The sequence below is a fragment of the Streptomyces sp. ICC1 genome (assembly GCF_003287935.1).
Lineage (GTDB): Bacteria > Actinomycetota > Actinomycetes > Streptomycetales > Streptomycetaceae > Streptomyces > Streptomyces tritrimontium.
This window is the reverse complement of sequence record NZ_CP030287.1, coordinates 4,487,921-4,512,980: the sequence shown is the minus strand read 5'-3', so window position 1 is coordinate 4,512,980 and position 25,060 is coordinate 4,487,921. Positions and strand designations below refer to the sequence as shown.

General features: G+C 71.7%; 27 protein-coding genes, 1 tRNA gene and 1 riboswitch. Of the genes, 12 read left to right on the top strand and 16 right to left on the bottom strand.

Translation table 11 applies throughout. The features are described from left to right. Positions 1–120 precede the first annotated feature (120 nt). From DRB96_RS21230 to DRB96_RS21215, 4 genes are all read right to left on the bottom strand, one after another. Positions 121–687 carry a DUF6262 family protein gene (locus DRB96_RS21230; RefSeq protein ID WP_112449881.1) on the bottom strand — a complete coding sequence of 189 codons (567 nt, stop codon included), beginning with the start codon at positions 685–687 and terminating at the stop codon, positions 121–123. Beyond that, positions 680–3,214: a site-specific integrase gene (locus DRB96_RS21225; RefSeq protein ID WP_112449880.1), complete on the bottom strand. Its 2,535-nt coding sequence runs from the start codon at positions 3,212–3,214 to the stop codon at positions 680–682. Before DRB96_RS21225 ends, DRB96_RS21230 begins: the two co-directional genes overlap by 8 nt. 74 nt (positions 3,215–3,288) lie before the next feature. Continuing rightward, positions 3,289–4,017, bottom strand: a complete 729-nt coding sequence (locus DRB96_RS21220) for a tyrosine-type recombinase/integrase (RefSeq protein WP_239516255.1) — start codon at positions 4,015–4,017, stop codon at positions 3,289–3,291. 148 nt (positions 4,018–4,165) lie between these two features. Beyond that, entirely contained in the window at positions 4,166–4,540 is a 375-nt protein-coding gene (locus DRB96_RS21215) for a nuclear transport factor 2 family protein (RefSeq protein WP_112449879.1), read from the bottom strand. 169 nt (positions 4,541–4,709) lie between these two features. On the opposite strand from DRB96_RS21215, the gene DRB96_RS21210 reads away from it, so the two are divergent. Further along, on the top strand, positions 4,710–5,630 hold the full coding sequence (locus DRB96_RS21210; protein WP_112449878.1) for a LysR family transcriptional regulator: 921 nt from the start codon (positions 4,710–4,712) through the stop codon (positions 5,628–5,630). Between the two features lie 38 nt (positions 5,631–5,668). Further along, positions 5,669–6,847: an aminotransferase class V-fold PLP-dependent enzyme gene (locus DRB96_RS21205; protein WP_112453607.1), complete on the top strand. Its 1,179-nt coding sequence runs from the start codon at positions 5,669–5,671 to the stop codon at positions 6,845–6,847. 46 nt (positions 6,848–6,893) lie between these two features. Here the strand turns inward: DRB96_RS21205 and cobF are convergent, their stop codons facing one another. Further along, entirely contained in the window at positions 6,894–7,646 is a 753-nt protein-coding gene (gene cobF, locus DRB96_RS21200; protein WP_112449877.1) for a precorrin-6A synthase (deacetylating), read from the bottom strand. An 18-nt stretch (positions 7,647–7,664) separates the two neighbouring features. Between cobF and DRB96_RS21195 the strand changes: the two genes are divergently transcribed. The 4 genes from DRB96_RS21195 to DRB96_RS21180 are packed head-to-tail and all read left to right on the top strand — an operon-like array spanning position 7,665 to position 11,048. Continuing rightward, positions 7,665–8,420, top strand: coding sequence for a (Fe-S)-binding protein (locus tag DRB96_RS21195; RefSeq protein ID WP_112449876.1), 756 nt, complete (start codon positions 7,665–7,667; stop codon positions 8,418–8,420). Next, entirely contained in the window at positions 8,417–9,940 is a 1,524-nt protein-coding gene (locus DRB96_RS21190) for a lactate utilization protein B (RefSeq protein ID WP_112449875.1), read from the top strand. Before DRB96_RS21195 ends, DRB96_RS21190 begins: the two co-directional genes overlap by 4 nt. Then, a complete protein-coding gene (locus DRB96_RS21185) occupies positions 9,937–10,653 on the top strand; it encodes an LUD domain-containing protein (protein ID WP_112453606.1) in 717 nt (238 codons plus the stop codon). Before DRB96_RS21190 ends, DRB96_RS21185 begins: the two co-directional genes overlap by 4 nt. A gap of 5 nt (positions 10,654–10,658) precedes the next feature. Continuing rightward, entirely contained in the window at positions 10,659–11,048 is a 390-nt protein-coding gene (locus tag DRB96_RS21180) for a VOC family protein (RefSeq protein WP_112449874.1), read from the top strand. A gap of 161 nt (positions 11,049–11,209) precedes the next feature. On the opposite strand, the gene DRB96_RS43115 is transcribed toward DRB96_RS21180, so the two are convergent. After that, positions 11,210–11,371, bottom strand: coding sequence for a hypothetical protein (locus tag DRB96_RS43115; RefSeq protein WP_162688662.1), 162 nt, complete (start codon positions 11,369–11,371; stop codon positions 11,210–11,212). 500 nt (positions 11,372–11,871) lie between these two features. On the opposite strand from DRB96_RS43115, the gene DRB96_RS21175 reads away from it, so the two are divergent. Continuing rightward, positions 11,872–14,112: a transglycosylase domain-containing protein gene (locus DRB96_RS21175; protein ID WP_112449873.1), complete on the top strand. Its 2,241-nt coding sequence runs from the start codon at positions 11,872–11,874 to the stop codon at positions 14,110–14,112. Between the two features lie 40 nt (positions 14,113–14,152). On the opposite strand, the gene DRB96_RS21170 is transcribed toward DRB96_RS21175, so the two are convergent. The 3 genes from DRB96_RS21170 to DRB96_RS21160 form a co-directional block, all read right to left on the bottom strand. Beyond that, positions 14,153–14,473 carry a multidrug efflux SMR transporter gene (locus DRB96_RS21170; protein WP_112449872.1) on the bottom strand — a complete coding sequence of 107 codons (321 nt, stop codon included), beginning with the start codon at positions 14,471–14,473 and terminating at the stop codon, positions 14,153–14,155. Between the two features lie 31 nt (positions 14,474–14,504). Continuing rightward, positions 14,505–14,574, bottom strand: a riboswitch (guanidine-III (ykkC-III) riboswitch). A 75-nt stretch (positions 14,575–14,649) separates the two neighbouring features. Next, positions 14,650–14,994 carry a co-chaperone GroES gene (locus DRB96_RS21165; protein ID WP_204357783.1) on the bottom strand — a complete coding sequence of 115 codons (345 nt, stop codon included), beginning with the start codon at positions 14,992–14,994 and terminating at the stop codon, positions 14,650–14,652. 46 nt (positions 14,995–15,040) lie between these two features. Next, complete coding sequence (locus DRB96_RS21160; protein WP_112449871.1) at positions 15,041–15,358, bottom strand: DUF3618 domain-containing protein; 318 nt, start codon at positions 15,356–15,358, stop codon at positions 15,041–15,043. A 123-nt stretch (positions 15,359–15,481) separates the two neighbouring features. Here DRB96_RS21160 and bcp point away from each other — a divergent pair, with 123 nt between their 5' ends. Continuing rightward, positions 15,482–15,949, top strand: a complete 468-nt coding sequence (bcp, locus tag DRB96_RS21155) for a thioredoxin-dependent thiol peroxidase (RefSeq protein ID WP_112449870.1) — start codon at positions 15,482–15,484, stop codon at positions 15,947–15,949. A 190-nt stretch (positions 15,950–16,139) separates the two neighbouring features. Then, positions 16,140–16,222: transfer RNA gene (locus DRB96_RS21150), tRNA-Leu, on the top strand. A gap of 62 nt (positions 16,223–16,284) precedes the next feature. On the opposite strand, the gene rdgB is transcribed toward DRB96_RS21150, so the two are convergent. From rdgB to DRB96_RS21130, 4 genes are all read right to left on the bottom strand, one after another. Further along, positions 16,285–16,914 (bottom strand): RdgB/HAM1 family non-canonical purine NTP pyrophosphatase, encoded by a 630-nt coding sequence (rdgB, locus tag DRB96_RS21145; protein WP_112449869.1) that lies wholly within the window; start codon positions 16,912–16,914, stop codon positions 16,285–16,287. 92 nt (positions 16,915–17,006) lie between these two features. Then, positions 17,007–17,393: a hypothetical protein gene (locus DRB96_RS21140; RefSeq protein ID WP_112449868.1), complete on the bottom strand. Its 387-nt coding sequence runs from the start codon at positions 17,391–17,393 to the stop codon at positions 17,007–17,009. A gap of 187 nt (positions 17,394–17,580) precedes the next feature. Further along, the gene (gene rph / locus DRB96_RS21135; RefSeq protein WP_112449867.1) at positions 17,581–18,312 is read right to left on the bottom strand and encodes a ribonuclease PH; all 732 of its coding nucleotides are present in this window, start codon (positions 18,310–18,312) and stop codon (positions 17,581–17,583) included. A gap of 129 nt (positions 18,313–18,441) precedes the next feature. Beyond that, positions 18,442–18,789 (bottom strand): PTS glucose/sucrose transporter subunit IIB, encoded by a 348-nt coding sequence (locus tag DRB96_RS21130; protein ID WP_275431979.1) that lies wholly within the window; start codon positions 18,787–18,789, stop codon positions 18,442–18,444. 164 nt (positions 18,790–18,953) lie between these two features. Here DRB96_RS21130 and DRB96_RS21125 point away from each other — a divergent pair, with 164 nt between their 5' ends. Together DRB96_RS21125 and DRB96_RS21120 are read left to right on the top strand one after the other, a co-directional pair. Next, positions 18,954–20,255 (top strand): PTS transporter subunit EIIC, encoded by a 1,302-nt coding sequence (locus DRB96_RS21125; RefSeq protein ID WP_112449865.1) that lies wholly within the window; start codon positions 18,954–18,956, stop codon positions 20,253–20,255. Between the two features lie 356 nt (positions 20,256–20,611). Then, positions 20,612–21,877, top strand: coding sequence for a PTS transporter subunit EIIC (locus DRB96_RS21120; RefSeq protein ID WP_112449864.1), 1,266 nt, complete (start codon positions 20,612–20,614; stop codon positions 21,875–21,877). 135 nt (positions 21,878–22,012) lie between these two features. Here DRB96_RS21120 and DRB96_RS21115 read toward each other — a convergent pair whose 3' ends face one another. After that, positions 22,013–22,765, bottom strand: a complete 753-nt coding sequence (locus tag DRB96_RS21115) for an MBL fold metallo-hydrolase (RefSeq protein WP_112449863.1) — start codon at positions 22,763–22,765, stop codon at positions 22,013–22,015. A 252-nt stretch (positions 22,766–23,017) separates the two neighbouring features. Between DRB96_RS21115 and DRB96_RS21110 the strand changes: the two genes are divergently transcribed. Next, positions 23,018–23,431 (top strand): hypothetical protein, encoded by a 414-nt coding sequence (locus tag DRB96_RS21110; RefSeq protein WP_112449862.1) that lies wholly within the window; start codon positions 23,018–23,020, stop codon positions 23,429–23,431. A 348-nt stretch (positions 23,432–23,779) separates the two neighbouring features. On the opposite strand, the gene DRB96_RS21105 is transcribed toward DRB96_RS21110, so the two are convergent. Together DRB96_RS21105 and DRB96_RS21100 are read right to left on the bottom strand one after the other, a co-directional pair. Further along, positions 23,780–24,730: a cysteine synthase gene (locus tag DRB96_RS21105; protein WP_112449861.1), complete on the bottom strand. Its 951-nt coding sequence runs from the start codon at positions 24,728–24,730 to the stop codon at positions 23,780–23,782. Next, a complete protein-coding gene (locus tag DRB96_RS21100) occupies positions 24,730–25,017 on the bottom strand; it encodes a MoaD/ThiS family protein (protein ID WP_112449860.1) in 288 nt (95 codons plus the stop codon). Before DRB96_RS21100 ends, DRB96_RS21105 begins: the two co-directional genes overlap by 1 nt. Positions 25,018–25,060 lie beyond the last annotated feature (43 nt).

The window sequence follows — 25,060 nt, the reverse complement described above, 5'->3', positions numbered from 1 at the left end:
AGCTCCCCCGGTCGCGTCTCCCGAGGTCACTTCCGCGGGCAGGGCATCGACCGTGGCCTGAGAACTGGACCCTGACGGCCGCCCGCCCCACGCTGGCGGCCGTCGAGGTGCTGGCATGGATCACACGGCGGACTCCTGGTTCCCCGACCGGATCATGCGGCGCAGACTGGTCCGCGCCCCGGCGAGGTCGTCCTCCGTCTCGGTGAGTCGGCCCTGCAGTTCCTCGGCACGGGCCTTCTCCTGGGCAAGTTCGTCCTCGAGACGCTGGTTGGCGGCGGTGAGCTCGTCGACGCGGGCGCCGAGATCGGCGGCGCCGACATGGTCTATCTGCTGGCCCAGGGAGCGGCGCACGGCGGCCTTGAGGCGGTCGGCTTCTTCCCGCAGCCGCCGGTTGTCCTCCCGGGTGATCTGCACTTCGACCTGCCAGCCGGCCGGGGCCTTTCGGACGCCGTCCTCGCACGGCTGGCGAGCCTGGCGGCGCCGGGCCTGCTCGATGACCTCGCGCACGCCCTGCGCGTAGACCAGCCAGTGCGAAACCTTCGCCCGCCGGGCCACCGCGGTGAAAGTGACCGGCTCCTTCTCGGCGAGCATCTCCTCGACCACGGTCAGGACCCGGGCGCGCTTGTCGGGGGAGTCTTTCTGCCGGGCCTCGCGCAGGACCTGCGCGGGGGTTCGGGCCTCATCCATGGCACGTGCTCCTGTTGGGAAGGCCGACGATCGGCAGAAGGTTCGGTGGCTCCGCGGCGCGGACCTTGCGCAGCACGGCGGCCGCCTCCTCGATGTGGTGCCGCTCGGCTTCGGGCATCTCGGCGAGCGCGGTGCGGATGCCGGTGACCACCGCCTGGAAGGATTCGATCTGGTCAGTGAGGTTGCGGATGACGAACGCGGCCGCGCCCATGGCCACGGCGCTCTCCCGGTCGGCCTTCAGGCCGCGGATGTGGTCCTCGACGGCCGGGAGGAACGAGGGGTCCGGGCGGTAGAAGCCGCACCCCGAGCACTGGAAGCGGATCGGGCATTTCCCGCCGCCCGCTTTGACGTTGGACGGCTCGGTGCAGTTGCCGAACGGCGTCCCCACCGACCGGGCGTCGTACACGGTGGCCGACGAGGTCGGCATCGGGTGCCCGGACCGGTCGACGACGTGCAGCCGCATCGTCTCCAGGGCCTCGCGGCGCCGCTTCAGGGAGACCGTGGAGTATCCAAGAGTGGTGTCTGCCGACCGGTGGTCCATGAGGTCGCGCAGGGTGTGCAGGTCGGTGCCGGCGTCCGCGTGCCGCTGGGCGTAGGTGTGCCGGAAGGCGTACGCGAAGATCCGGCTGCGGTCGAACGGCAGCGGCAGGCCGTCCTCGTCGGCGGTGTCGGTGACCAGCTCGGGCAGCTGGTCGACCCACTGCCGGAGCATCTTGGCCACGGTGTTGGCGTCGATGCAGGCGTCGTAGGCGTGCCGGGCGGCGGGGAACAGGAAGGTCCTCGAGCGGGCCGGGATCTTCAGCGTGGCCCGGATCTTCAGCCACGCCAGGATTGCGAACGCGGTCTCCCGGCTGATCTCCAGCCGGCGCCGGTTGCGCCGCGACTTGTGGTTGTCCCAGATCAGGACGTACTCGCCGCCGTCGGTGTCCAGGCAGTCGATGCGCAGCCAGCGCACCTCCCAGGGGCGCCGTCCCGTGTCGCGCAGCAGGACGTAGACGGTGCGAAGCATGGCCTGCACCACCTTCGGCGGGAAGTCCCCGTAGGGGAAGTCGACGCCGATGCGGTCGGTGGCCGCGTCCAGTTGGGCGATGACGAGTTCGGGGATGGCCTTGCCGGCCATGTCCTCGCTGGCGTCCTCGTAGGGGATCTGGTGGTGGCGCTGGCGGGCGAACCCGGTGGCGAGGTCGTCGACGATCTGCAGGCGGCGGCCGAAGTCGAGCAGCTGGCAGAAGCTCGTGAGCAGCTCGTTGCGGGCGCCCGCGGACAGCGGTCCGGTGCCGTCCTCCCGCTGGCGGGTACGGATCTGTTCGACGACGGCGTCCATGTCGGTGACCTTCAGCGCGGACGGGTCGTGGCCGCCGCCCGGTCGCAGCTCCAGGGCGCGGGAGGCGGCGGAGCAGCCCTTGAAGAACCGCCGGAAGTCGGTGTTCTCGGGGGTGGTCTCCTTCACCCAGTCCGCCAGCAGGCGGCGCAGCCAGTCCTGCCGGATCACCGAGGTGTCCAACTGCCGGGGGACCGTGCGAACCCCGGACCGGGTGCGCGAGCGCAGACCCAGGTCGGCGAGCTCCCACACGGGTTTGTCGAGCGGGTCGATCCCCCGGAAGCGGTCGAAGGCCGCACGTACCAGGCGCAGGACGTCGTTCCAGTGGGCCTCGCAGTTGCGGTCGATGTACCCGAGGTCGGCGAGCTGCTGGGGCGGCAGGGCGGCGATGCTGTCGACGCCCTCCAGGCCGCGGACCAGGAGCCGCACCGCGACCGGGCTCAGTGTCGGCCGCTGGGCATCGCGCTGGACCAGGGCGTAGAGGACCTCGCGCCTCAGCAGCGGGTTCAGCGGCAGCAGGGTGAACTGGAAGCCACTGAGCCACGGACTCTGCACCGACGCCCAGCCGGCCAGATCCTCGCCGGACGCGTCCGTCGTGCCGAGCTCCTTGCGGTGCCGGCGCCAGCGCTCGCGGTGGTAAGTGCACAGCGCCGTCCGGCGGCCGTGAGCGGTGCCGTCACAGGCCCCCACCAGGCACGGACGACCGGGAGGAAGGGGCCCGGCCACGGTCGCGAGCCAGTCGGCGAGCTCCAGCTGTGTCTGCCCGCTCTTGTGCTCGTAGCGCCACTTCACGTAATGCGGAGTGCAGCTGCCCCGGGTGGCCGCTTCCAGCGCGCAGCGGATCCCCCCGGGTTCCGCAGAGCAGTGCGGGCGCGATCCCGGCAGGGCCCGGACCGTGGCCCGGCGGCCCACCGTCGCGAACTCCTCCCGGCTCAGCCCGCTCTCCACGAACTGCTCGTAGCAGGACCGGCACAGGTGCCGGCTCGCGCGGACCGCGACGTGGCAGCCGGCGCTGTTGCAGCGCCAGATCGCCGTCGTCGACTCGTCCGGGTCGCCGGTGAACAGCCAGTGCTCACCGGCCCATTCGTCGGGTCGCCACAACGGGTCGGTGTGCTCGTCCAGCCACGCCAGCCACCGCGGGCGGTCGAAGGGCAACGGCACCACGGTCGGATCGGCCGCAGGGGCGGCCAGGGTGTGCAGGCTCATCGGGCGATCTCCAGACGCCGGGCGGCGTAGCAGGCGACCAGCTCGGTGGTCACCGGGATGACCCGCGGCCGCCGCTACTTCGCCCAGGCGCCGTTGCTGTTCAGCCGGCGCCGCACGTGCAGGTGCGGGCCCTTCACCTGGCAGCCGAACGCCTGGGAGTCGGGGAGCAGGTGCATGTCCTCGCGGCGAAGCCCCAGTGCCTCGCCGATCCGCATTCCCGTGCCCCACAGCAGCAGCACCAGGAAGCGGTCCCGCGCGTGCCGGGCGACCTCCACCAGGCGCGCGATCTGCTCGATGGTCAGCCACTCGATCCCCGAGTCCAGCGAGGCCAGCTTGATCAGCCGGGACCGGACCGTCCGGTGCTGATCGTCCTCGCCCGGGTCGTAGCCCGTAGGCAGGTGGCGCAGGTACTTGGGCTCCGTCAGCTGGCCCAGCAGCTCCTTGGCCACCCAGCCCATCCGGACGCCGAAGGCCAGGAACTCGCAGACCGTGCCGACGATCGCGTTCGCGGTGTTGTCCCCGCGGAACCGTTCCGGCCCGCCACCTCGCCGGCTCCGCGACGCCAGCGGTTCCTCGACCAGCCAGTGCAGGAACCGCGACAGCTGCCAGACGGTCACCTCCGCCCAGTCGAGTCGCTGGTGGGCGCAGTACGAGAGGTACAGGGCCGTGCGGCCGGCGTACGTGCGCTCGGTGTTGTACGCCCGGCCCGCGTTCCGCAGTCCGACGAGGAAGAGCGATCCCTCGCGGTGCAGGGCGTAGTCGTCGGCTCCGATGACGACCCATGCGGCCCGGTCCTTTGTCACCTCCGCCCGCTCGGCGCGATAGGACGTGACGAATGTGCCTGTAATTCTGAACACCCCATGGATACCGATGACTGAGCCAGGTCGGCCGGTACATGCCTGACGTGGCTGCTCAAAAGATCATCGTGAAGATAAGTGAGCCCGCGGCTGCCTAGTGCTGTGGCACGGCGAATTCCGGCTGGTCCAGCAGGCGCAGCCAGCTGCCGTCGCTCTGGCGGCGGGCCACCTGGGCGCGGGCGCCCGTGCCGTCGCTCGGCGGCGTGGAGGTCAGCGCGATCCCGTCGCTGACCAGTGTCGGCAGCGGCGGCTCGGGCTCGAACACGGGCCGCTGCTCCAGCACCTTCTCCCACAGGGCCCGGATGGCCTCCCGCCCCACCGTCAGCTCGCCGGGCGGGAAGGCCATCACCGCGTCCTCCTCGTAGAGGGCGGCGACCCCGGCCGCGTCGCCGGCGTTGGACCGCTCGACGAACAGCCGGGTGATGTCCTCGGGGCGAAGGGCCTTCTCGTACGACGCGTAGTCGGTCATCGCTTCCTCCTGGTCGCGGGGTCTTCACGGGCTCAGGAGCGCTTCTCGGAGCGATTCCCGGTGTGCTTCCCGGAGCGCTTCCGGAGCGCTTACCGGTGTGCTTCCAGCCTCGCGGGCCTGTTGGTAGAAGTCCAACAGCTGGTTCTGCTGGGAACTAGAATCCCTGTTCATGGAACTGAGGCAGCTCGAATACTTCGTCGCCGTCGCCGAGGAGCGCAACTTCACGCGCGCGGCCGAGCGCGTCCACATCAGCCAGTCCGGGGTCAGCGCCCAGATCCGGCAGCTCGAACGGGAGCTGGGCGCCGAGCTCTTCGACCGGTCCGGCCGCACCGCCACCCTCACCGTCGCCGGGAAGGCCGCCCTCGGCCACGCCCGCACCGCCCTCGCCGCAGCCCGGGCCGTCGCCGAGGCGGTGGGCGAGGTGACCGACCTGATCAGGGGCCGCCTCACGGTCGGCATGGTCGTCGGCTGCACCGTCACCCCGCTCTTCGACGCCCTCGCCGCCTTCCACCGGGCCCATCCCGGCGTGGAGATCGCCCTCCTGGAGGACAACTCCGACCGGCTGGTCCAGGCGGTTCGCACCGGCACGGTCGACCTGGCCCTCGTCGGCACCGCCGCCACCACTCCCGACGGACTCGAGGCGCTGACCATCATCAGCGAGCGCCTCGTCGCGGCGGTACCGCCCGGGCACGCCCTGGCCGGGGCGGACCGGGTCACCCTGCGCGGCCTGGGTGGCCACCCCGTCATCTGCATGCCCCGGGGCACGGGGCTGCGTACCGTCTTCGACCTGGCCTGCGCCGCCCGGGGCCTGCACCCCGCGATCACCCTGGAAGCCGGGGCCGCCGACGCCATGGCCGACCTCGCCGCGCGCGGACTGGGGGTCGCCGTGCTCAGCGCCTCGATGGCCGAGTCCTACCGCGACCGGCTCGTCGCCCGGACCATCGAGGACGTGGAGATCCCGGCCCTGCTCTCCCTGGTCTGGCGCGATGCGCGCGGCCCCGCCGCGAGGGAACTGCTCCTGCACTGCCGGCGTGCCTTCTCGGCCGCGGCGCGGGAAGGGGGTGCCGCCGCGGGGACCGGCGGGGCATGATCGGGCCCGACAGCCGCGCCGCACCCACGGAGGTCCACATGACCGATCCAGTTCAGCCCGCTGAACCAGCCGAGTCCGCCGGGGCCCTGCGCCCCGCCGAATTCCCCTGCGGGCGGGACCTGTTCCGGCTCGACCCCGCGGTGAGCCACCTCAACCACGGATCCTTCGGAGCGGTGCCGCTCCCCGTGCAGGAGATGCAGGCCGCCCTGCGCGCACAGGCGCACGGCGACCCGGACGCCTTCTTCATCGGCGCCCCCGAGCGGCTCGCCGCGGCCCGGGGACGGATCGCGGCCCGGCTCGGCGCCGATCCGGAGGGGCTCGCCTTCATCTCCAACGCCACCGAAGGCGCCAACCTCGCGCTCGACGCGGTCCGTCTCGCCGACGGCGACGAGATCCTGGTCACCGACCACGGATACGGCACCGTCAGCGCGGCCGCCGCCCGCCGCGCCCCGCTCACCACCGTGGTCCTGGACCCGCACCTCCCCGACGAGGACGCCGTACGGGAAACCGTGCTGGCCGCGATCACCCCGCGCATCAGGGTCGCCGTACTCGACCACATCAGCTCGCCCACCGCCCGGCTCATCGCCTCGCCCGGGCTGCTCGCCGACCTAGCCGACCGCGGCATCACCACCATCGTCGACGGCGCCCACGCGCCCGGGCACCTCCCCGACCCCCTCGGCGGGGGCGCCGACTTCTGGTTCGGCAACCTCCACAAATGGGCCTACGCCCCGTCCGGCACCGCGCTCCTCTCCGTCGCCCCGCACCACCGGGACCGCGTCCGGCCGCTGGTGCCCTCCTGGGAGGACCACCACGGCTTCCCGCGCTCGGTCGAGAACCGCGCCACCGTCGACTACACGGGCTGGCTCGCGGCCCCGGAGGGGCTCGACCTGCTGGAGGAGCTCGACGCCGCCAAGGTCCGGACCCACAACAGCGCACTGGCCGGCTACGGCGCGGAGCTGCTCGCCGCGATCCCCGGGATCACCCCGCTCCCCTACACCGAGGGCCTCGCGATGCGCGCCCTGCGACTGCCGCCCGGGGTGGCCGAGACCCCGGAGTCGGCCGCCGCGCTGCGCGAGCGGATCGCGGCGCGGCAGCGGATCCGGGTGCAGATCTGGCCGTGGCCGGGCGGCGGCGGGATCCGGCTGAGCGGCCAGATCTACAACCGGGCCGAGGAGTACGAGCGGCTCGCCGAGGTCCTGCCCCGCCACCTCGGCTAGTGCTCCTTCGGATCTCGGCCGCCGTCCCGTACGGATCCTGCCGCGCTCAGCCGCGTCGGAGCAGGTACGTGTCCATGATCCAGCCCTTGCGGGCGCGGGCCTCGGTGCGCAGTTCCTCGATGCGGCCGGCGACGTCCGCCAGCTTCCCCGAGACCAGGATCTCGTCGGGGGTGCCCACGTAGGCCCCCCAGTAGATGTAGAGGTCCTGGTCGAGGTGGGCGGTGAAGGCGTGCCGCGCGTCCAGCATCACCACCACGTCGTCCACATCGGCCGGCCAGCCCTCCGCGAGCCGGCGCCCGGTGGTGATCTGGACCGGGCGGCCCACCCGGTTGAGGTTGGTGCGGTGCCGCGCCAGCAGCGAGGAGATGCTGCTGATGCCGGGCACCACCTCGTGCTCGAAGGCGACCCGGCCCTTCTCCAGCACCTCGTCCAGGATCGCGAGGGTGGAGTCGTAGAGGGACGGGTCGCCCCACACCAGGAACGCGCCCGTCTCGCCCTCCGCCAGGTCCTCGGCGATGAACCGCTCGAAGATCTCGGCCCGCGCGCTGCGCCAGCCGTCCACGGTGGGGGTGTAGTCGGAGGGCGTCCGGTCGCGGTCGGGATCGCGGCCCTCCACCAGCCGGTGTCCGGGGCGGGCGTGCGCGTCGAGCATCGCGCGCCGCAGCCCGGTCAGATCCGCCTTCTCCTCGCCCTTCTCCAGAATGAGGAATGCGTCCGCCGCGCCGATCGCCTTGACCGCCTGGAGGGTCAGGTGGTCCGGGTCGCCCGCGCCAATGCCGATCACTGAGAACTTCTTCACCCGGCTATTCTGCCCGTCATGCGTGTCGCCCTGTTCGTCACCTGCGTCAACGACGCTCTCCACCCCCGCACCGGCATCGCCGTCGTCCGCCTCCTGGAGCGACTCGGGGTGGGCGTGGACTTCCCGGCGGCCCAGAGCTGCTGCGGGCAGCCGCAGTACAACACGGGCTACCGGCGCGAGGCCGAACCCCTGGTGCGCCGGACCGCCGAGGCCTTCGCCGGGTACGAGTACGTCGTCACCCCGTCGGGCTCCTGCGCCGCCATGATCCGCGGCCACTACCTCCGGATCGGGCACGCCGCCGAGGCGGAGGGCCGGGGAGGCGCGCTGGCCGGGCTCGCCGAAGACCTCGTACCGCGCGTGTACGAACTCACCGAGTTCCTGGTCGACGTCCTCGGGGTGACGGACGTGGGCGCGTACTTCCCGCACACCGTCACCTACCACCCCTCCTGCCACGGCCTGCGGGCCCTCGGGCTCGGGGAGCGGCCCGCACGGCTGCTGGCGGCGGTGCGCGGCCTGGAACTGCGCGAGCTGCCCGGGGCCGAGGAGTGCTGCGGCTTCGGCGGGACCTTCGCCGTCAAGAACCCGGACGTCTCCGCCGCGATGGGCGCCGACAAGATCGCGGCCGCGGCGGCCACGGGCGCGGAGGTGCTCTGCGGGGCCGACAACTCCTGCCTCCTCCACCTGGACGGAATCCTGCGGCGCGAAGGCGCCCCGCTGCGGGCGCTGCACCTCGCCGAGATCCTGGCCTCGACCGAGGCGGAGCCGCTGCGATGACCGCCATCCACCTGGGAATGCCCGCCTTCCCCGCCTTCCCCGCCTTCCCCGCCTTTCCGGCGGCCGCCGGAAAGGCGGTGGCGGATCCGGTGCTGCGCGCCAACCTCCGCCGCGCCACCCACACCATCCGCGACAAGCGGGCCCGCGCCGTCGCGGAACTCGCGGACTGGGCCGAGCTGCGCGCCGCCGGCAAGGCGGTCAAGGACCACACCCTGCGCCATCTCGACCGCTACCTGCTGGAGTTGGAGGCCTCCGTCACCGCGGCGGGCGGCACCGTCCACTGGGCGGCCGACGCCGAGGAGGCCAACCGGATCGTGACGGAACTGGTCCTGGCCACCGGCGAGCGGGAAGTGGTCAAGGTCAAGTCCATGGCCACGCAGGAGATCGGCCTCAACGAGGCACTGGAGGCCGCCGGGATCGCCGCGTACGAGACCGACCTCGCCGAGCTGATCGTCCAGCTCGGCCACGACCGGCCCTCCCACATCCTGGTCCCCGCCATCCACTTGGGCCGCGCCGAGATCCGCGAGGTCTTCGCCGAGGAGATGGGCGGCTGGGGCCGGCCGGCGCCCGAGGGGCTGGGCGACGATCCGCGCGAACTGGCCGAGGCGGCGCGCCTGCACCTGCGCGAGAAGTTCCTGCGCGCCAAAGTCGCCGTGTCCGGCGCCAACTTCATGGTCGCCGAGACCGGGACCATGGTCGTCTTCGAGTCCGAGGGCAACGGCCGGATGTGCCTGACCCTGCCCGAGACCCTGATCTCGGTCGTCGGCATCGAGAAGGTGATCCCGACCTTCCGGGACCTGGAGATCTTCCTCCAGACACTGCCGCGCTCCTCGACGGCCGAGCGGATGAACCCGTACACCACGATGTGGACCGGACTGGGTCCGTCGAAGGGGGCGGAAGGCGACGGCCCCACCGCCTTCCACCTCGTCCTCCTCGACAACGGCCGCACCGACACCCTCGCCGACGAGGTCGGCCGCCAGGCCCTGCGCTGCATCCGCTGCTCGGCCTGCCTCAACGTCTGCCCGGTCTACGAGCGCGCCGGCGGCCACGCCTACGGCTCCGTCTACCCGGGCCCGATCGGGGCCATCCTCAGCCCCCAACTGCGCGGCACCGGCAGCGAGATCGACGCCTCGCTGCCCTACGCATCCACCCTGTGCGGGGCCTGCTACGAGGTCTGCCCGGTGGCCATCGACATCCCCGAGGTCCTCGTCCACCTCCGCGAGCGGGTCGCCCAGGGCGGGCCCGTGACCCGCGAGGGCATCCGCGTCCGGATCCGCCCGGCCCACGGCCACGCCGCCGAGCGGGCCGCCATGCGCGCCGCCCGGCTGCTGCTCAACCACGACGACTGGCCTGTCGCGCTGCGCGCGGGGGAGCGGCTGCTGGCCAGGGCCCGGCGGCTGCGACCGCGCCGGCTGCCGGGGCCCGGGCGGGCCTGGACGGACAGCCGCGAGCTGCCGGAGCTCCCGGCGCAGCCGTTCCGCGACTGGTGGGCGGCGCGGGACCGGGAGGGCCGGGCATGAGCAGCAGGGACCGCATCCTGGGCCGCATCCGCCGGGCGACGGCGGACGGCCGCCCCGGCCCAGGCCTCGAACCGGTCGCCCCGGGCCTCGACGCCGGCCCCGGCCTCGGCTTCGACTCCGGCTTCGACTCCGGCTTCGATCCCGGCGTCCCCCGGGACTACCTCCGGGTCCACGCGGAGCGCACCCCGGCCGAGACGGCGGACCTCCTCGCCGCCAACCTGGCCGAGTACCGGGCGAAGGTGCACCGGGTGGTCGGCGAGGACGGCCTCGCGGCGCTGCTGGGGCGGCTCCTCGCCGCACGGGGCGCACGGTCGGTCCTCGTGCCGGCCGGGCTGCCCGCGCACTGGCTCTCGGCGGCGGCCCCGGTCCGCGTGCCCGACCGGGCGGCCTCCACCCCCTGCGAACTGGACGCGGTGGACAGCGTGGTGACCGGCTGCGCCCTGGCGATCGCCGAGACCGGCACGATCGTCCTGGACGGCGGGCCGGGCCAGGGGCGGCGCCGGATCACGCTGCTCCCCGACCACCACATCTGCGTGGTCCGCGTCCCCGGCCAGGTGGTGGACTCGGTACCGCAGGCGATGCCGCTGCTGGACCCCGTACGCCCGCTGACCTGGATCTCCGGCCCCTCGGCGACGAGTGACATCGAGCTGGACCGGGTGGAGGGCGTACACGGTCCCCGCACCCTGGAGGTGGTGCTGCTCGGAGCACAATAGGCGCCATGTCCGCACACATCGCGCTCACCGCCCTCGTGGTCCACGACTACGACGAGGCCCTCGACTTCTACACCCGCGCCCTCGGCTTCGACCTCGTCGAGGACACCGCGCGCCCGGACGGCTCCCGCTGGGTCGTGGTCCGCCCGCGCGGTGCCAAGGAGTCCGCCCTGCTGCTGGCCCGGGCCAAGGACGACGCCCAGCGCTCACGGGTCGGCGATCAGACGGGCGGCCGGGTCGGCTTCTTCCTCTACACCGACGACTTCGCCGCCGACCACGCGCGGATGACGGCCGAGGGCGTCCGCTTCCTGGAGGAGCCGCGCCACGAGCCGTACGGCTCGGTCGCCGTCTTCCAGGACCTCTACGGCAACCGCTGGGACCTCCTCCAGCCGGCGTAGGCCCTGGCCGGGCGGGTACGGGTACTCCGCGCAGCCGGGGCTGCGGGACTGCCCGGCCGGGCGTCCGGCTCGCCGGCCCCGGCCCCGGGCCCGCAGGCCGCGTACGCGTACTCCCGCACCCGCCGGGGCGCCCGCAGGCCGCGTACTCCCGCGTGCGCCGGTCAGGCGGGGCCGGGGCGGCCCGTGAGGCGCGGGGCCTCGGCCGCCGCGTCGACGGCCGCGCCGGCCTCGACCCGCGCCGCCAGCTCCCGGGCCCACCGGACCAGCCCGGGCAGGTCCATCCCGTACGAGGGGCCGGTCCACGGCCCGACGGCAGGCTCCACCCCGGGGCCGGTCGGGGGGCCGGCAGAGGGATCAGTCCCAGGGTCGGTCCCAGGGACGGCCGAAGGGTCGGCCCGGGAGTCGGCCGAAGGGTCGGCCGAAGGGTCGGCCGAAGGGTCGGCCGAAGGGTCGGCCGAAGGGTCGGCCGAAGGGTCGGCCGAAGGGTCGGCCGCAGGGTCGGCCGCAGGGTCGGTCCGGGGGTCGGTCCCGGGGTCGGCCGCAGGGTCGGCCGCAAGGTCGGTCCGGGGGTCGGCCGCAGGGTCGGCCGCAGGGTCGGTCCGGGGGTCGGTCCCGGGGTCGGCCGCAGGGTCGGTCCGGGGGTCGGTCCCGGGGTCGGCCGCAGGGTCGGTCCCACACCCCTGACGCCCCCGGACCGGCGGGGAGCCCCGAGGACGCGAAGAAGGCGGAGAGGACGGAGAAGACGGACAAGCAGCGGGCGAAGGCGGCGAAGAAGGCCAAGCGCAAGCGCACCGGCTGGCGCCGGGCCCTGCCCACCTGGCGCATGGTCCTGGGCGGCCTCCTGTTGATCGCCCTGCTGGGCGGCGGCGCCCTGGTCGCCGGCTACCTGCTGGTCGACATCCCGCCCGCCAACGCGGCCGCCGTCGCGCAGTCCAACCTCTACCTCTACTCCGACGGCACCCAGCTCGCCCGCGACGGCGAGGTCAACCGCGTCAACGTGCCGCTCTCCCAGATCCCCCGGACCGTCCAGGAGGCCGTTCTGGCAGCCGAGGACCGCGACTTCCACTCCGAACGGGCCGTGGACCCCGCCGCGATGCTCCGCGCCGCCTGGAACACCGCCACCGGCAAGGGCACCCAGTCCGGCTCGACCATCACCCAGCAGTACGTCAAGAACTACTACCTGGGCCAGGAGCAGACGATCAAGCGGAAGGTGAAGGAGTTCTTTATCGCGATCAAGCTCGGTCGCGAGAAGTCGAAGGACTACATCCTCGAGGGGTACCTGAACACCAGCTACTTCGGCCGCAACGCCTACGGCATCCAGGCCGCCTCCCAGGCCTACTACGGCAAGGACGTCGGCAAGCTCGACACCGCCGAGGGCGCCTACCTCGCCACCCTCCTCAACTCCCCCAGCGCCTTCGACGTCGTCTCCCACCCCCAGGGCCGCGCACGCGCCCTCGCCCGCTGGAACTACGTACTCGACGGCATGGTCAAGAAGGGCTGGATGACGCCCGCCGAACGCGCGGCCACCCGCTTCCCCGAGCCCGGCAAGGTCCGCCCGGCCGCCGGACTGTCCGGGCAGCGCGGCTACCTCGTCGAGGCCATCAAGGACTACATCGTCGAGAACAAGATCCTCGACGACAAGACCCTCGCCGAGGGCGGCTACCGCATCACCACGACCATCGACAAGAGCCGCCAGACCGCCATCGTCGACGCCGTCAACGACAAGATGGTCAGCAAGCTCGACCCCGAGAAGCGCAAGGCGGACCGCGTCGTGCGCACCGGCGCCGTCTCCATCGACCCGGCCACCGGCAAGGTCGTCGCCATGTACGGCGGCATCGACTACACCAAGCAGTTCGTCAACAACGCCACCCGGCACGACTTCCAAGTGGCCTCCACCTTCAAGCCGTTCGTCTTCGCCTCCGCCGTGCAGAACAACTCCCGCACCCAGGACGGCCGCACGATCACCCCGTTCACGATCTACAACGGCGACAACAAGCGGCGCGTCGTCGGCACCCGCATCCCCTACGCCCCGGAGAACGAGGGGCAGATCAGCTACGGCAACATCACCGTCAACACCGCCACCGACCTCTCCGTCAACGCCGTCTTCGCCCAGATGGTCGTCGACGTCGGCACCGACAAGGTCAAGCAGACCGCCATCGCCCTCGGCGTCCCCGAGAGCACCCCGAACTTCGACGCGGGACCGGCCATGGCACTGGGCACCATGCAGGCCAGCGTCCTGGACATGACCCAGGCCTACGCGACCCTCGCCGACCACGGCCGCCACACCCCGCACACCTTCCTGGAGAAGATCACCAAGGCGGACGACACCGTTCCGCTCCCGCACCGCGAACCGACCCAGGCCGTCAGCCGCGAAGCCGCCGACACCACCACGTCCATGCTGGTCAGCGTCGTGGACAACGGCACCGGCACGGCCGCCCTCGCCGCCGGCCACCCGGCCGCGGGCAAGACGGGGACCGGCGAACTGGACCGCTCGGCCTGGTTCGCCGCGTACACCCCGGACCTGGTCACGGTCGTCTCGATGATGGGCCAGGACCCGGACACCGGCAGCCTGGAATCCCTCTACGGAGCGCTCGGCGAGGCCCGCATCGGGGGCGGCGGCTACCCGGCCCGGATCTGGGCGCAGTACACGAAGACGGCCCTGGCCGACAGCGACCCGGAGGACTTCGACCTGGAGCTCATGCCGGGCGCCAACCTGCCTCCGGCGCCGCCGGTGAACCCGAACCCGCCCGAGGAGACCCCGGGCGAGCGCCCCTCGGGCCGGCCCGACCGCCCGACGCCGACCCCGCCGACGGGCGGGCAGACGAACGGCGGCCAGGACACGGGCGGGCAGAACAACGGAGGCCAGACGAACGGGGGTCAGACGAACGGCGGCCAGACGAACGGCGGTCAGACCACCGGCGGTCAGACCACGGGGGGCCAGACGAACGGCGGTCAGACGAACGGCGGCCAGACCACCGGGGGCCAGAACGACGGCGGCGCCACGGGCGGCAACCGCGGCGGCGCCACCGAGGGCCTGCGCCCGCCGGCGGACCTGGTGGAATAGCGCGGGCGGGGGTCCACGGACCCCCGCCCGTGCCGCGGGCTCAGTGGCCGGAGGTCATCTTCAGGCCGACGACGGCGACCAGCAGCAGGGCGATGAAGAAGATCCGGGCGGCGGTGACGGGCTCCCCCAACACCGCCATGCCGAGCACCGCCGCACCGGCGGCGCCGATGCCGACCCACACGCCGTACGCCGTACCGATCGGCAGGGTCTTCGCGGCGTACGACAGCAGCACCATGCTGGTCACGATGCCGGCGCCCGTGAACAGGCTCGGCCAGAGCCGGGTGAACCCCTCGGTGAACTTCATGCCGATCGACCAGCCGACTTCGACCACACCGGCGATGACGAGCAGAACCCAGGCCATGACAGGCACCTCCAGAACGAGAGCGGAACGGGGTGCGTCGTCTTGTCGTTCCCGGTACGGCGCGTCTCGTCGGGGGTTCCCCACCACCGTAGCAAAAACGCACGAAAAGGGCCGGTGACGGTGGTCACCGGCCCTTCTCGATCTTGGAATCCAAGGATCCGCGTACTCCGCCGAACCTAGAGGTAGAGCCCGGTGGAGTCGTCCGACCCCTCCAGCCGCTCGGCGGCCACGGCGTGCAGGTCCCGCTCGCGCATCAGCACGTACGTCGCCCCGCGCACTTCCACCTCGGCCCGGTCCTCGGGGTCGTAGAGCACCCGGTCCCCCGGCTCGACCGTCCGTACGTTCTGCCCGACCGCGACCACGACGGCCCAGGCCAGCCGCTTGCCGACCGCCGCCGTCGCGGGGATCAGGATGCCGCCGCCCGAGCGCCGCTCGCCCTCCGGCGAGTCGGACTTCACGAGCACGCGGTCGTGGAGCATGCGGATGGGCAGCTTGTCGTGGGTGGTGGTGTTCTCGCTCACGCCCCGAACCTACCCGCCCGCGCCCGCCCCGCACCCCCCACGCGCATCAGCGCTTGCGCCGCGCCGACACGACGAGCAGGCCCACGACACCGATCGCGAGCAGGGCCACCGGCAGGATCCGCTCGACGCGCGGGGCGCCGTCTTCGTGCCGCAGCCCGTCGCGGGCGTCGGTGACGAGGCGGTTCACCGTCGCCACGGCACGGCCGACGGTGTGGTCGACGGTGCCGATCACCTTCGCCTTGGCGTCCCCGATGATCGTCTGGGGGTGCATGCGCACACCGATCTCGTCGAGCGTCTCGGCGAGCTGCTCGCGGCGGCGGACGATGTCCGCCTCGATCTGTGCGGGGGTCCTGGCTTCCGGCACCGCGCTGCCTCCGTCGTCGTGGTCGGGTCGGGTCCGTCGTAGGGGGCATCGCCCACCACGAACAGTCTGTCAGCAGCTTAGTCTCGAGACCGTACCGATCCCCTCTTGAGGAGACTGTTGAAGATGAGCGAGCGACTTGAGCCGGGCGACGCCGCCCCCGCCTTCACCCTGCCCGACGCGGACGGCAACGAGGTCTCGCTCGCCGACCACAAGGGCCGCAAAGTGATCGTGTACTTCTACCCGGCCGCGCTGACGCCGGGCTGCACGAAGCAGGCGTGCGATTTCACGGACAACCTGGCGGTACTGGCCACGGCGGGCTACGACGTCATCGGCGTCTCCCCCGACAAGCCGGAGAAGCTGGCGAAGTTCCGCGAGCAGGAGCACCTGAAGGTCACCCTGGTCGGGGATCCCTCGAAGGAGGTCCTGACGGCTTACGGGGCGTTCGGCGAGAAGAAGCTGTACGGCAAGACGGTCACCGGGGTCATCCGCTCCACGGTGGTCGTCGACGAGGAGGGCAAGGTCGAGCGCGCCTTCTACAACGTCAAGGCGACGGGCCACGTAGCCAAGATCATCAAGGACCTGGGCATCTGACCCCGGCCCGCCCCGACGGAGCGGGCCCGATCCGTCGGGGCCGCATCCCAACGCCGCATCCCAACGGCCGTGCGGCAACGGACGCCTGGCGCCGGAATCACCCACGGAAGCCTGTCGCCCGCGAACCCCGGACCGCCGTACACTGATCGGCAGCCGGTCGAGCCCGATGTTGGAATTTGACCGGTTATGAGCGGCCTTGGCGGAACGGTAGACGCCTTGCGTTTAGGTCGCAATGGGAGTAATCCCGTGAGGGTTCGAATCCCTCAGGCCGCACAGCCCGATGAACCGAAGGCCCGACTCACAGAGTCGGGCCTTCGGTGTGTCCGGGGCCGGGCTCAGCCCAGCAGTTCCCGGATCGCCGGGACCAGGGCGCGGAAGGCCTGGCCCCGGTGGGAGATGGCGTTCTTCTGCGCCGGTGTGAGTTCCGCGCAGGTGCGGGTGTCGCCGGCCGGCTGGAGGATCGGGTCGTAGCCGAAGCCGCCCGTACCCGACGGGGCGTGGCGCAGGCTGCCCAGGAGGCGGCCTTCGACCACGCGTTCCGTGCCGTCCGGGAGGGCGAGGGCGGCCGCGCAGAAGAAGTGGGCGCCGCGGTGGGCGTCGTCGATGTCGCCGAGCTGGGCCAGGAGGAGCGCCAGGTTCGCGGCGTCGTCGCCGTGGGAGCCGGCCCAGCGGGCCGAGAAGATGCCCGGGGCGCCGTTCAGCACGTCCACGCAGAGGCCCGAGTCGTCGGCGACGGCCGGCAGGCCGGTGGCCTGGGCCAGGGCGTGGGCCTTGAGGAGCGCGTTCTCGGCGAAGGTGACGCCGGTCTCCTTGACGTCCGGGATCTCCGGGTACGCGTCCGCGCCGACCAGCTCGTGCGGCAGGCCGGCGTCGGACAGGATCGAGCGGAGCTCGGAGACCTTGCCCGCGTTGCGGGTGGCCAGGACGAGGAGGTTGGGCGCGGGAGTCGGCGTCGAGGTCGTCATGGCCCCATTATCCGGCCCCCGGTCCGGGCCCCCGCCAGGGCGGCGGGGCTCCCCGGTCGGCGTCGGCCCGGTCGGCGTCGGCCCGGTCGGCGTCAGCCCGGGGTGCAGACCTTCGAGATCTCCTTGGCCGCGTCAGCGACCGGGGTGATGTCCGGGGCGGTGTTGCCGCCCTCCAGGGAGGTGCGGACGTTCTGGACGGCCGTGTTCATCGAGGAGATGGCCTTGCTCAGGTCGGCGTTGTCCGTCTGGTCGCCGACCTTCTTGAGGTTCGCCTCGATCGAGTTGAGCGCGTTCTGGGCCTCCTGCGGGCTGTTGCCGGCCTGCGAGACCGCCTGCTGGAGGTCGTTCGCGCCGTCCGTGATGGCGACCGCCGTGTTCGCGCAGTCCATCGCCGTCGAGATGGCGTCGCAGGAGGTGATCGCGGGTATGGCGAGCGCCGCGGTCAGGGCGACGGCGGCAAGGCGGTACTTCGACTTCACTTCGGCCCCCAGGGTGAGTCTGATGTGTGGACGCGTCCCGGCACGGGTGCCGGGACACGGACGTGGACACGGACGTGGACGGGTGCACGGCTTCGACGCCGTGCACCCGTACCCCGTGAGACGCAGCGACGCGCCCCGCGGTTGCCGATCGGGCCCGGACAGGGCCCCGCTCGGGCCCGGACAGGGTCTAGAGCGAGAGCTCCAGGGCGCTCAGCTGGAGGGCCTCGAGGTCGGCGCAGCCGCCGGCGGCCAGGTCGAGGAGGGCGTTGAGCTCCTTGCGGTCGAAGGGCTCGCCCTCGGCGGTGCCCTGGACCTCGACGAAGCGGCCGTCGCCGGTGCAGACCACGTTCATGTCGGTCTCGGCGCGCACGTCCTCCTCGTAGCAGAGGTCGAGGAGCGGGACGCCGTCGACGATGCCGACGCTGACGGCGGCGACGGTGCCGGTCAGGGGCTTGCGGCCGGCCTTGATCAGCTTCTTCTGCTGGCCCCAGGCGATGGCGTCGGCCAGGGCCACGTAGGCGCCGGTGATGGCGGCGGTGCGGGTGCCGCCGTCGGCCTGGAGGACGTCGCAGTCCAGCACGATGGTGTTCTCGCCGAGCGCCTTGTAGTCGATGACGGCGCGCAGCGAGCGGCCGATCAGGCGGGAGATCTCGTGGGTGCGGCCGCCGATCTTGCCGCGTACGGATTCGCGGTCGCCGCGGGTGTTGGTGGCGCGGGGCAGCATCGAGTACTCGGAGGTGACCCAGCCCTCACCGCTGCCCTTGCGCCAGCGCGGGACGCCTTCGCTGAAGGAGGCGGTGCAGAAGACCTTGGTGTCCCCGAAGGAGACGAGGACGGAGCCCTCCGCGTGCTTGCTCCATCCGCGTTCGATGGTGACCGGGCGGAGCTGTTCGGGCGTACGGCCGTCGATGCGAGACATGGGAGCGAGCCTAGCCGGTGCGGGGGGCCGGGAAGCACCCCGTCGCGAGCGCGAGAAGACCCCGTCCGGGTGCGTCCGGGCGGGGTCTTGTCGTACGTACGGGTGTGGGGGCGAGCCGGTGGGCTCAGCTCACATCATGTCTTCGATGTCAGCGGCGATCGGGTCGGCGTCGGTGCCGATGACGACCTGGATCGCGGTGCCCATCTTGACGACGCCGTGGGCGCCGGCGGCCTTCAGCGCTGCCTCGTCGACCTTGCTGGGGTCGATGACCTCGGTGCGCAGGCGGGTGATGCAGCCTTCGACCTCTTCGATGTTCTCGATGCCGCCGAGCCCGGCGACGATCTTCTCAGCCTTGGTGGCCATGTGTTTCTCCCTGAGTTCTACGAAGAACGAGTCTCGGCGGCCGCCGTTGCCTGTCGGCCGGCGGATGGTGCGAACTGACCGGCCGGCGTGGTCCGCTTGGTCACGGTAACTCACGATTGGCCCAGCTACACGAGCAAATGCCCGCCATCTGCCGAATGATGACGATCAGCATCTACCTGCCCTCGGGCGGGTGAAATGCGACCGCGACACAAGTGGTCTACACCAGTGTGCCGCAAGTGTCGCGACTGCCAAAAACGGGCCGGTCAGGGAGGACGCGGATGAGCGCGAGCAGCGCGGCAGCAGTGCCACAGACGAAGTGGTGGAACGGCTTGTTCCAAGGGCTGCAGAAGATGGGGCGGAGCCTCCAGCTGCCGATCGCCGTGCTGCCGGCGGCGGGCATCTTGAACCGGCTGGGCCAGGACGACGTGTTCGGCAAGGACGGCCTGGGCTGGACGGACGTCGCCAAGGTCATGGCGTCCGCGGGCGGGGCCCTGCTCGACGCCGACCTCGGCCTGCCGCTGCTCTTCTGCATCGGCGTCGCGATCGGACTGGCCAAGAAGGCGGACGGCTCGACCGCACTCGCGGCGGCAGTCGGCTTCCTCGTCTACCGCAGCGTGCTGCGCGCCTTCCCCAAGTCCTGCCCGGAGGGCACCAAGGACATCAAGGGCGCCTGCCTGGGGGCGGGCGACGCCTTCGTCGCGTACACCTACCAGAATCCGGGGGTCTTCGGCGGCATCATCATGGGCCTGCTGGCCGCCTGGTTCTGGCAGCGCTACCACCGCGTCAAGCTGGTCGACTGGCTCGGCTTCTTCAACGGCCGCCGCCTGGTCCCCATCATCATGACCTTCATCGCGATCGCCTTCGCCGTGCTGTGCCTGTGGATCTGGCCGCCGATCGGCAACGCGCTGGAGAGCTTCTCGGACTGGCTGGTGGGCCTGGGGTCGGTGGGCGCGGGCATCTTCGGCATCGCGAACCGCGCACTGCTGGTGATCGGCCTGCACCAGTTCCTGAACGTGCCGGTGTGGTTCCAGTTCGGCAGCTACACCAAGCCGGACGGCCAGACCGTGCACGGCGACATCCCGATGTTCCTGGCGGGAGACCCGAACGCCGGGCAGTTCCTCTCCGGCTTCTTCCCCATCATGATGTTCGCCCTGCCGGCGGCGGCGCTGGCGATGACCCACTGCGCGAAGCCGGCGCGCCGCAAGGAGGTCGGCGGCCTGATGCTGTCGGTCGGCCTGACCTCCTTCGTCACCGGCATCACCGAGCCGCTGGAGTACTCCTTCCTCTTCCTGGCGCCGGCGCTGTACGCGGTCCACGCGGTGCTGACGGGCGTGTCGATGGCGGTGACGTGGGCCCTCGGGGTCCACGACGGCTTCAGCTTCTCGGCGGGACTGATCGACTACGTCATCAACTGGAGCCTGGCGACGAAGCCCTGGATGATCATTCCGATCGGACTCTGCTTCGCGGTCGTCTACTACGCCGTCTTCCGCTTCGCGATCACCAAGTGGGACATCAAGACGCCCGGCCGTGAGTCGGACGAGGAGATCGCGGTGATGCAGGCGGAGAACACCAAGGCCTGAGCGGGGGGCGGACCGAAGCCTCGGCGAAGAGCCGCCGAAGCCCTGCCGAAAGGCCCGTCCGGCACCTGCCGAACGCCCCGTACGGAGTGCCAAAAGCCCTGATCAGGGCAGTCAGATGAGTGTCGAAGGCCCTCGGACCCACAGGTCCGAGGGCCTTTGCGTTGTATGCCCCGATGTGTCCTCCCCCACGGAATTGGTGGGTTCCTTACCCAGACCTCACGTGCTAAAACTGGTCTACACCACTGAGTGGTTTAGACCACGTGGGCCTTTCGGCCCCGAGGTCCTCCCCTTTCCTGAGACGCCGCCGCCCCCTTTTCCATGTCCCCAGGCAGCGCCTTGTCCACTGGAGGAAGTTGATGAGTACGGCCACCGCCGCTCCCGCCAAGAAGCGGGGCTCCGGCCTGATCCAGGGTCTGCAGAAGGTCGGCCGCAGCCTTCAGCTGCCCATCGCCGTCCTGCCGGCCGCGGGTATTCTGCTGCGCCTCGGCCAGCCCGACGTTTTCGGCAAGGACGGCCTCGGCTGGGGCAAGGTCGCCACGGTGTTCGCCACCGCCGGTGACGCCGTCTTCGCCAACCTGCCGCTGCTCTTCTGCATCGGTGTCGCGATCGGCTTCGCCAAGAAGGCCGACGGCTCCACCGCCCTCGCGGCCCTCGTCGGCTTCCTCGTCTACAAGAACGTGCTCACCGCGTTCCCGGTGACCGAGGCCGTCATCAACACCACCGAGAACAAGGGTGTGGACGTCGCCGCGACGTACAACAACCCGGGTGTCCTCGGCGGCATCATCATGGGTCTGCTCGCCGCGGTCCTGTGGCAGCGCTTCCACCGCACGAAGCTGGTGGACTGGCTCGGCTTCTTCAACGGCCGCCGCCTGGTCCCGATCGTCATGGCCTTCGTCGGCGTCCTCGTCGGTGTCTTCTTCGGCCTGGCCTGGGAGCCGATCGGCGAGCTCATCACCAACTTCGGCGAGTGGATGACGGGCCTCGGCTCCATCGGCGCCGGCATCTTCGGCCTCATCAACCGCGCGCTGATCCCGATCGGCATGCACCAGTTCGTCAACACCGTCGCCTGGTTCGAGATCGGTGACTTCACCAACGCCGCCGGTGCGGTCGTGCACGGTGACCTGAACCGCTTCTGGGCCGGCGACGCGAGCGCCGGACAGTTCATGACCGGCTTCTTCCCGATCATGATGTTCGGCCTGCCGGCCGCCGCCCTGGCCATCGCCCACAGCGCCCGTCCGGAGCGCCGCAAGGCGGTCACCGGCATGATGGTCTCGCTCGCCCTCACCTCGTTCGTCACGGGTGTCACCGAGCCGATCGAGTTCTCGTTCATGTTCATCGCACCGGTGCTGTACGCCATCCACGCGGTGCTGACGGCCGTGTCCATGGCCGTCACCTGGGCCCTCGGTGTCCACGCCGGCTTCACCTTCTCCGCCGGCCTGATCGACCTGGGCCTCGGCTGGAACAAGGCCACGTCCCCCTGGATGATCATCCCGATCGGCCTGGTCTTCGCCGCGGTCTACTACTTCGGCTTCCGCTTCGCGATCACCAAGTTCAACCTTCCGACGCCGGGCCGCGAGTCCGACGAGGAGCTCGCGGAGATGGAGAAGGCCGAGGCCAAGTAGGTCTCCCGCCCCACCACGACGAAGCCCCCGCTCTCCCGGAAGGGAGGGCGGGGGCTTCGTCGTACGGCTGATGCGGGTGTCCTGCCTGAGGCCTCAGACTCCAGGCCTCAGACTCCAGGCCTCAGGCTCCAGGCCTCAGACCTCGTAGACCGCGCCCGCGTACGCCAGATCCACCTGGCCGTCGTAGACCGAGCGGGCGTCGGCCAGGTTCTGCTCGGCGTCCGTCCACGGCGGGATGTGCGTCAGCACGAGCCGACCCACCCGGCCGCCCCGGGCGTACTCGCCGGCCTCGCGACCGTTGAGGTGGAGGTCGGGGATGTCCTCCTTGCCGTGCGTGAAGGAGGCCTCGCACAGGAAGAGGTCGGTGTCCTCGGCGAGCAGCCCCAGCTCGGAGCAGACGCCGGTGTCACCGGAGTACGTCAGGGAGCGGCCGCCGTGCTCGACGCGGATCCCGTACGACTCGACCGGGTGGCAGACCTTCTCGGTGCGGACCTGGAACGGGCCGATCTCGAAGGTGCCGGACTTCAGGGTCCGGAAGTCGAAGACCTCGCTCATGGACCGCTCGTCGGGGACGTCCTCGTAGGCCGTGGACAGCCGCTTCTCGGTGCCCTCGGGGCCGTAGACCGGGATGGTGCCGCAGCGGCCGCCCTCGTGGCGGTAGTAGCGGGCCACGAAGTACGCGCACATGTCGATGCAGTGATCGGCGTGCAGATGGCTCAGGAAGATCGCGTCGAGGTCGTAGAGCCCGATGTGCCGCTGGAGCTCGCCGAGGGCGCCGTTGCCCATGTCGAGGAGCAGCCGGAAGCCGTCGGCCTCGACGAGGTAGCTCGAACAGGCCGAATCCGCGGACGGGAACGAACCCGAACAGCCGACGACGGTGAGCTTCATGGAGCGTGAACCTCCGTGGACGGTCCGTGGACGGAATGCGGGCCGTGCGTGGGTCGAGCGTAAGGCGCGAAACCTTCGGTCGCTCCTCCGCGGCGGGCCGTTGTGGGGGGAATCACCTGTGCTGTCACCCGGGGGAGCGACAGGGCGGATCCGGGTTGCCGTCCGGCGGTGGCGCGGGTACGGGGTACGGGTGGCGGGTACGGGTGGTGCGGCCGCCGCGCCGGGCGGTGCGGCCGCGACTACGGTCGGAGTATGGACACGTCCTGGTGGCCGGCGGTCGCCGCGGTGGTGGCCGTGGTCCTGCTGGTGCTGGTCCCCCGGCGGGCGCGGCGGGCGCCCCACAGCGCCGAGCCGCCGCACGCGCCCGGGCCCGCGCCGCGGCCGGGGGCCGGTGACCTGTGGTCCCTGCCGGGTGGGAGGCCCTGTCTGGTCCTGGGCGTACGGGGCCACTGGGCGCGGGTCGCGTGGATCACCGGGAAGTACGACGACCGGCGCGCCGGGGTCATCCCGCTGCCGCCGGGCGTGGTGGGGTCGCGGGGCGGGTTCCTGGAGGCGGACCGGGTGACGGAGGTGTCGGTGTGGGAGTTCGCGCGGGCACGGCGGCTGGGCACGGTGGATCCGGCGGTGTGGGACGAGGTGAAGGGGCTCGGGTCGGCGTCCGACTGAAGCGGGTCCTGGTGCGGACGGCGACGGGGGCGGCGGCGAGGTCGGCGACGGGGTCGGTGACAAGGATCCGGCCGCGCGCCACGCCGGCGTGCCGGCCGCACTCTTGGCCCCGGCAACCCCGGCAACCCCGGGCCCTCGTTGACGTACCGCCGCCGGTGTCCCGGCCCGGGAGGTCCCCTACCCGCCCTTCCGCCGTTCCCCGGGCTGCGCCCGGACCCCCCTGGGGTCCGCCCCCGACCCCGCGCCTCGAACGCCGGCGGGGCTGAGTGTCGTTCCCCGGGCTGCGCCCGGACCCCGCGCCTCGAACGCCGGCGGGGCTGAGTGCGGCGGCGGGGGTCCGGCGACGGGCTAGGCCCAGAGTTGGCCCTGGAGGACCTCGATCGCTTCTTCCGTCGTCGCCGCCGTGTAGACGCCCGTCGAGAGGTACTTCCAGCCGCCGTCGGCCACGACGAAGACGATGTCGGCGGTCTCGCCCGCCGCGACCGCCTTGCGGCCGACGCCGATCGCCGCGTGCAGCGCCGCGCCCGTGGAGACGCCCGCGAAGATGCCCTCCTGCTGGAGGAGCTCCCGGGTGCGGGTGACCGCGTCCGCCGAGCCCACCGAGAAGCGGGTCGTCAGGACCGACGCGTCGTACAGCTCGGGGACGAAGCCCTCGTCGAGGTTGCGCAGGCCGTAGACGAGGTCGTCGTAGCGCGGCTCCGCCGCCACGATCTTGACGCCCGGTACGTGCTCGCGCAGGTAGCGGCCCACGCCCATCAGCGTGCCGGTGGTGCCGAGGCCCGCCACGAAGTGGGTGATGGAGGGGAGGTCCGCGAGGATCTCCGGGCCGGTCGTCGCGTAGTGGGCGCCCGCGTTGTCCGGGTTGCCGTACTGGTAGAGCATCACCCAGTCCGGGTGCTCCGCCGCCAGTTCCTTCGCGACGCGGACGGCGGTGTTCGAGCCGCCCGCCGCCGGCGAAGGGATGATCTCGGCTCCCCACATGGCCAGCAGGTCGCGCCGCTCCTGCGAGGTGTTCTCCGGCATGACGCACACGATCTTGTAGCCCTTGAGCTTCGCGGCCATGGCGAGGGAGATGCCCGTGTTGCCCGAGGTGGGCTCCAGGATGGTGCAGCCCGGGTACAGCCGGCCGGCCTTCTCGGCCTGCTCGACCATGTGGAGCGCCGGGCGGTCCTTGATCGAGCCGGTCGGGTTGCGGTCCTCGAGCTTCGCCCAGATCCGTACGTCGTCGGAGGGCGAGAGCCGGGGCAGCCGGACGAGCGGCGTGTTGCCGACGGCGGCCAGGGGGGAGTCGTAGCGCATTACTTCGATCCGCCGGCCACGGCCGGGAGGATGGTGACGTTGTCGCCGTCCTTGAGCGCGGTGGAGATGCCGTCGAGGAAGCGGACGTCCTCGTCGTTGAGGTAGACGTTGACGAAGCGGCGCAGCTCGCCGCCCTTGGCCTCGTCGATGATGCGCTCCTGGATGCCCTTGTGGCGGGTCTCCAGGTCCGAGAACAGCTCGGACAGGGTCGCGCCCTCACCCGAGACGGCCTTCTCGCCGGCGGTGTAGGTGCGGAGGATGGTGGGGATGCGGACCTCGATGGCCATGGCAGGCTCCAGTCAGGATGGTGAGGGAAGGCGGGCGAAGCGG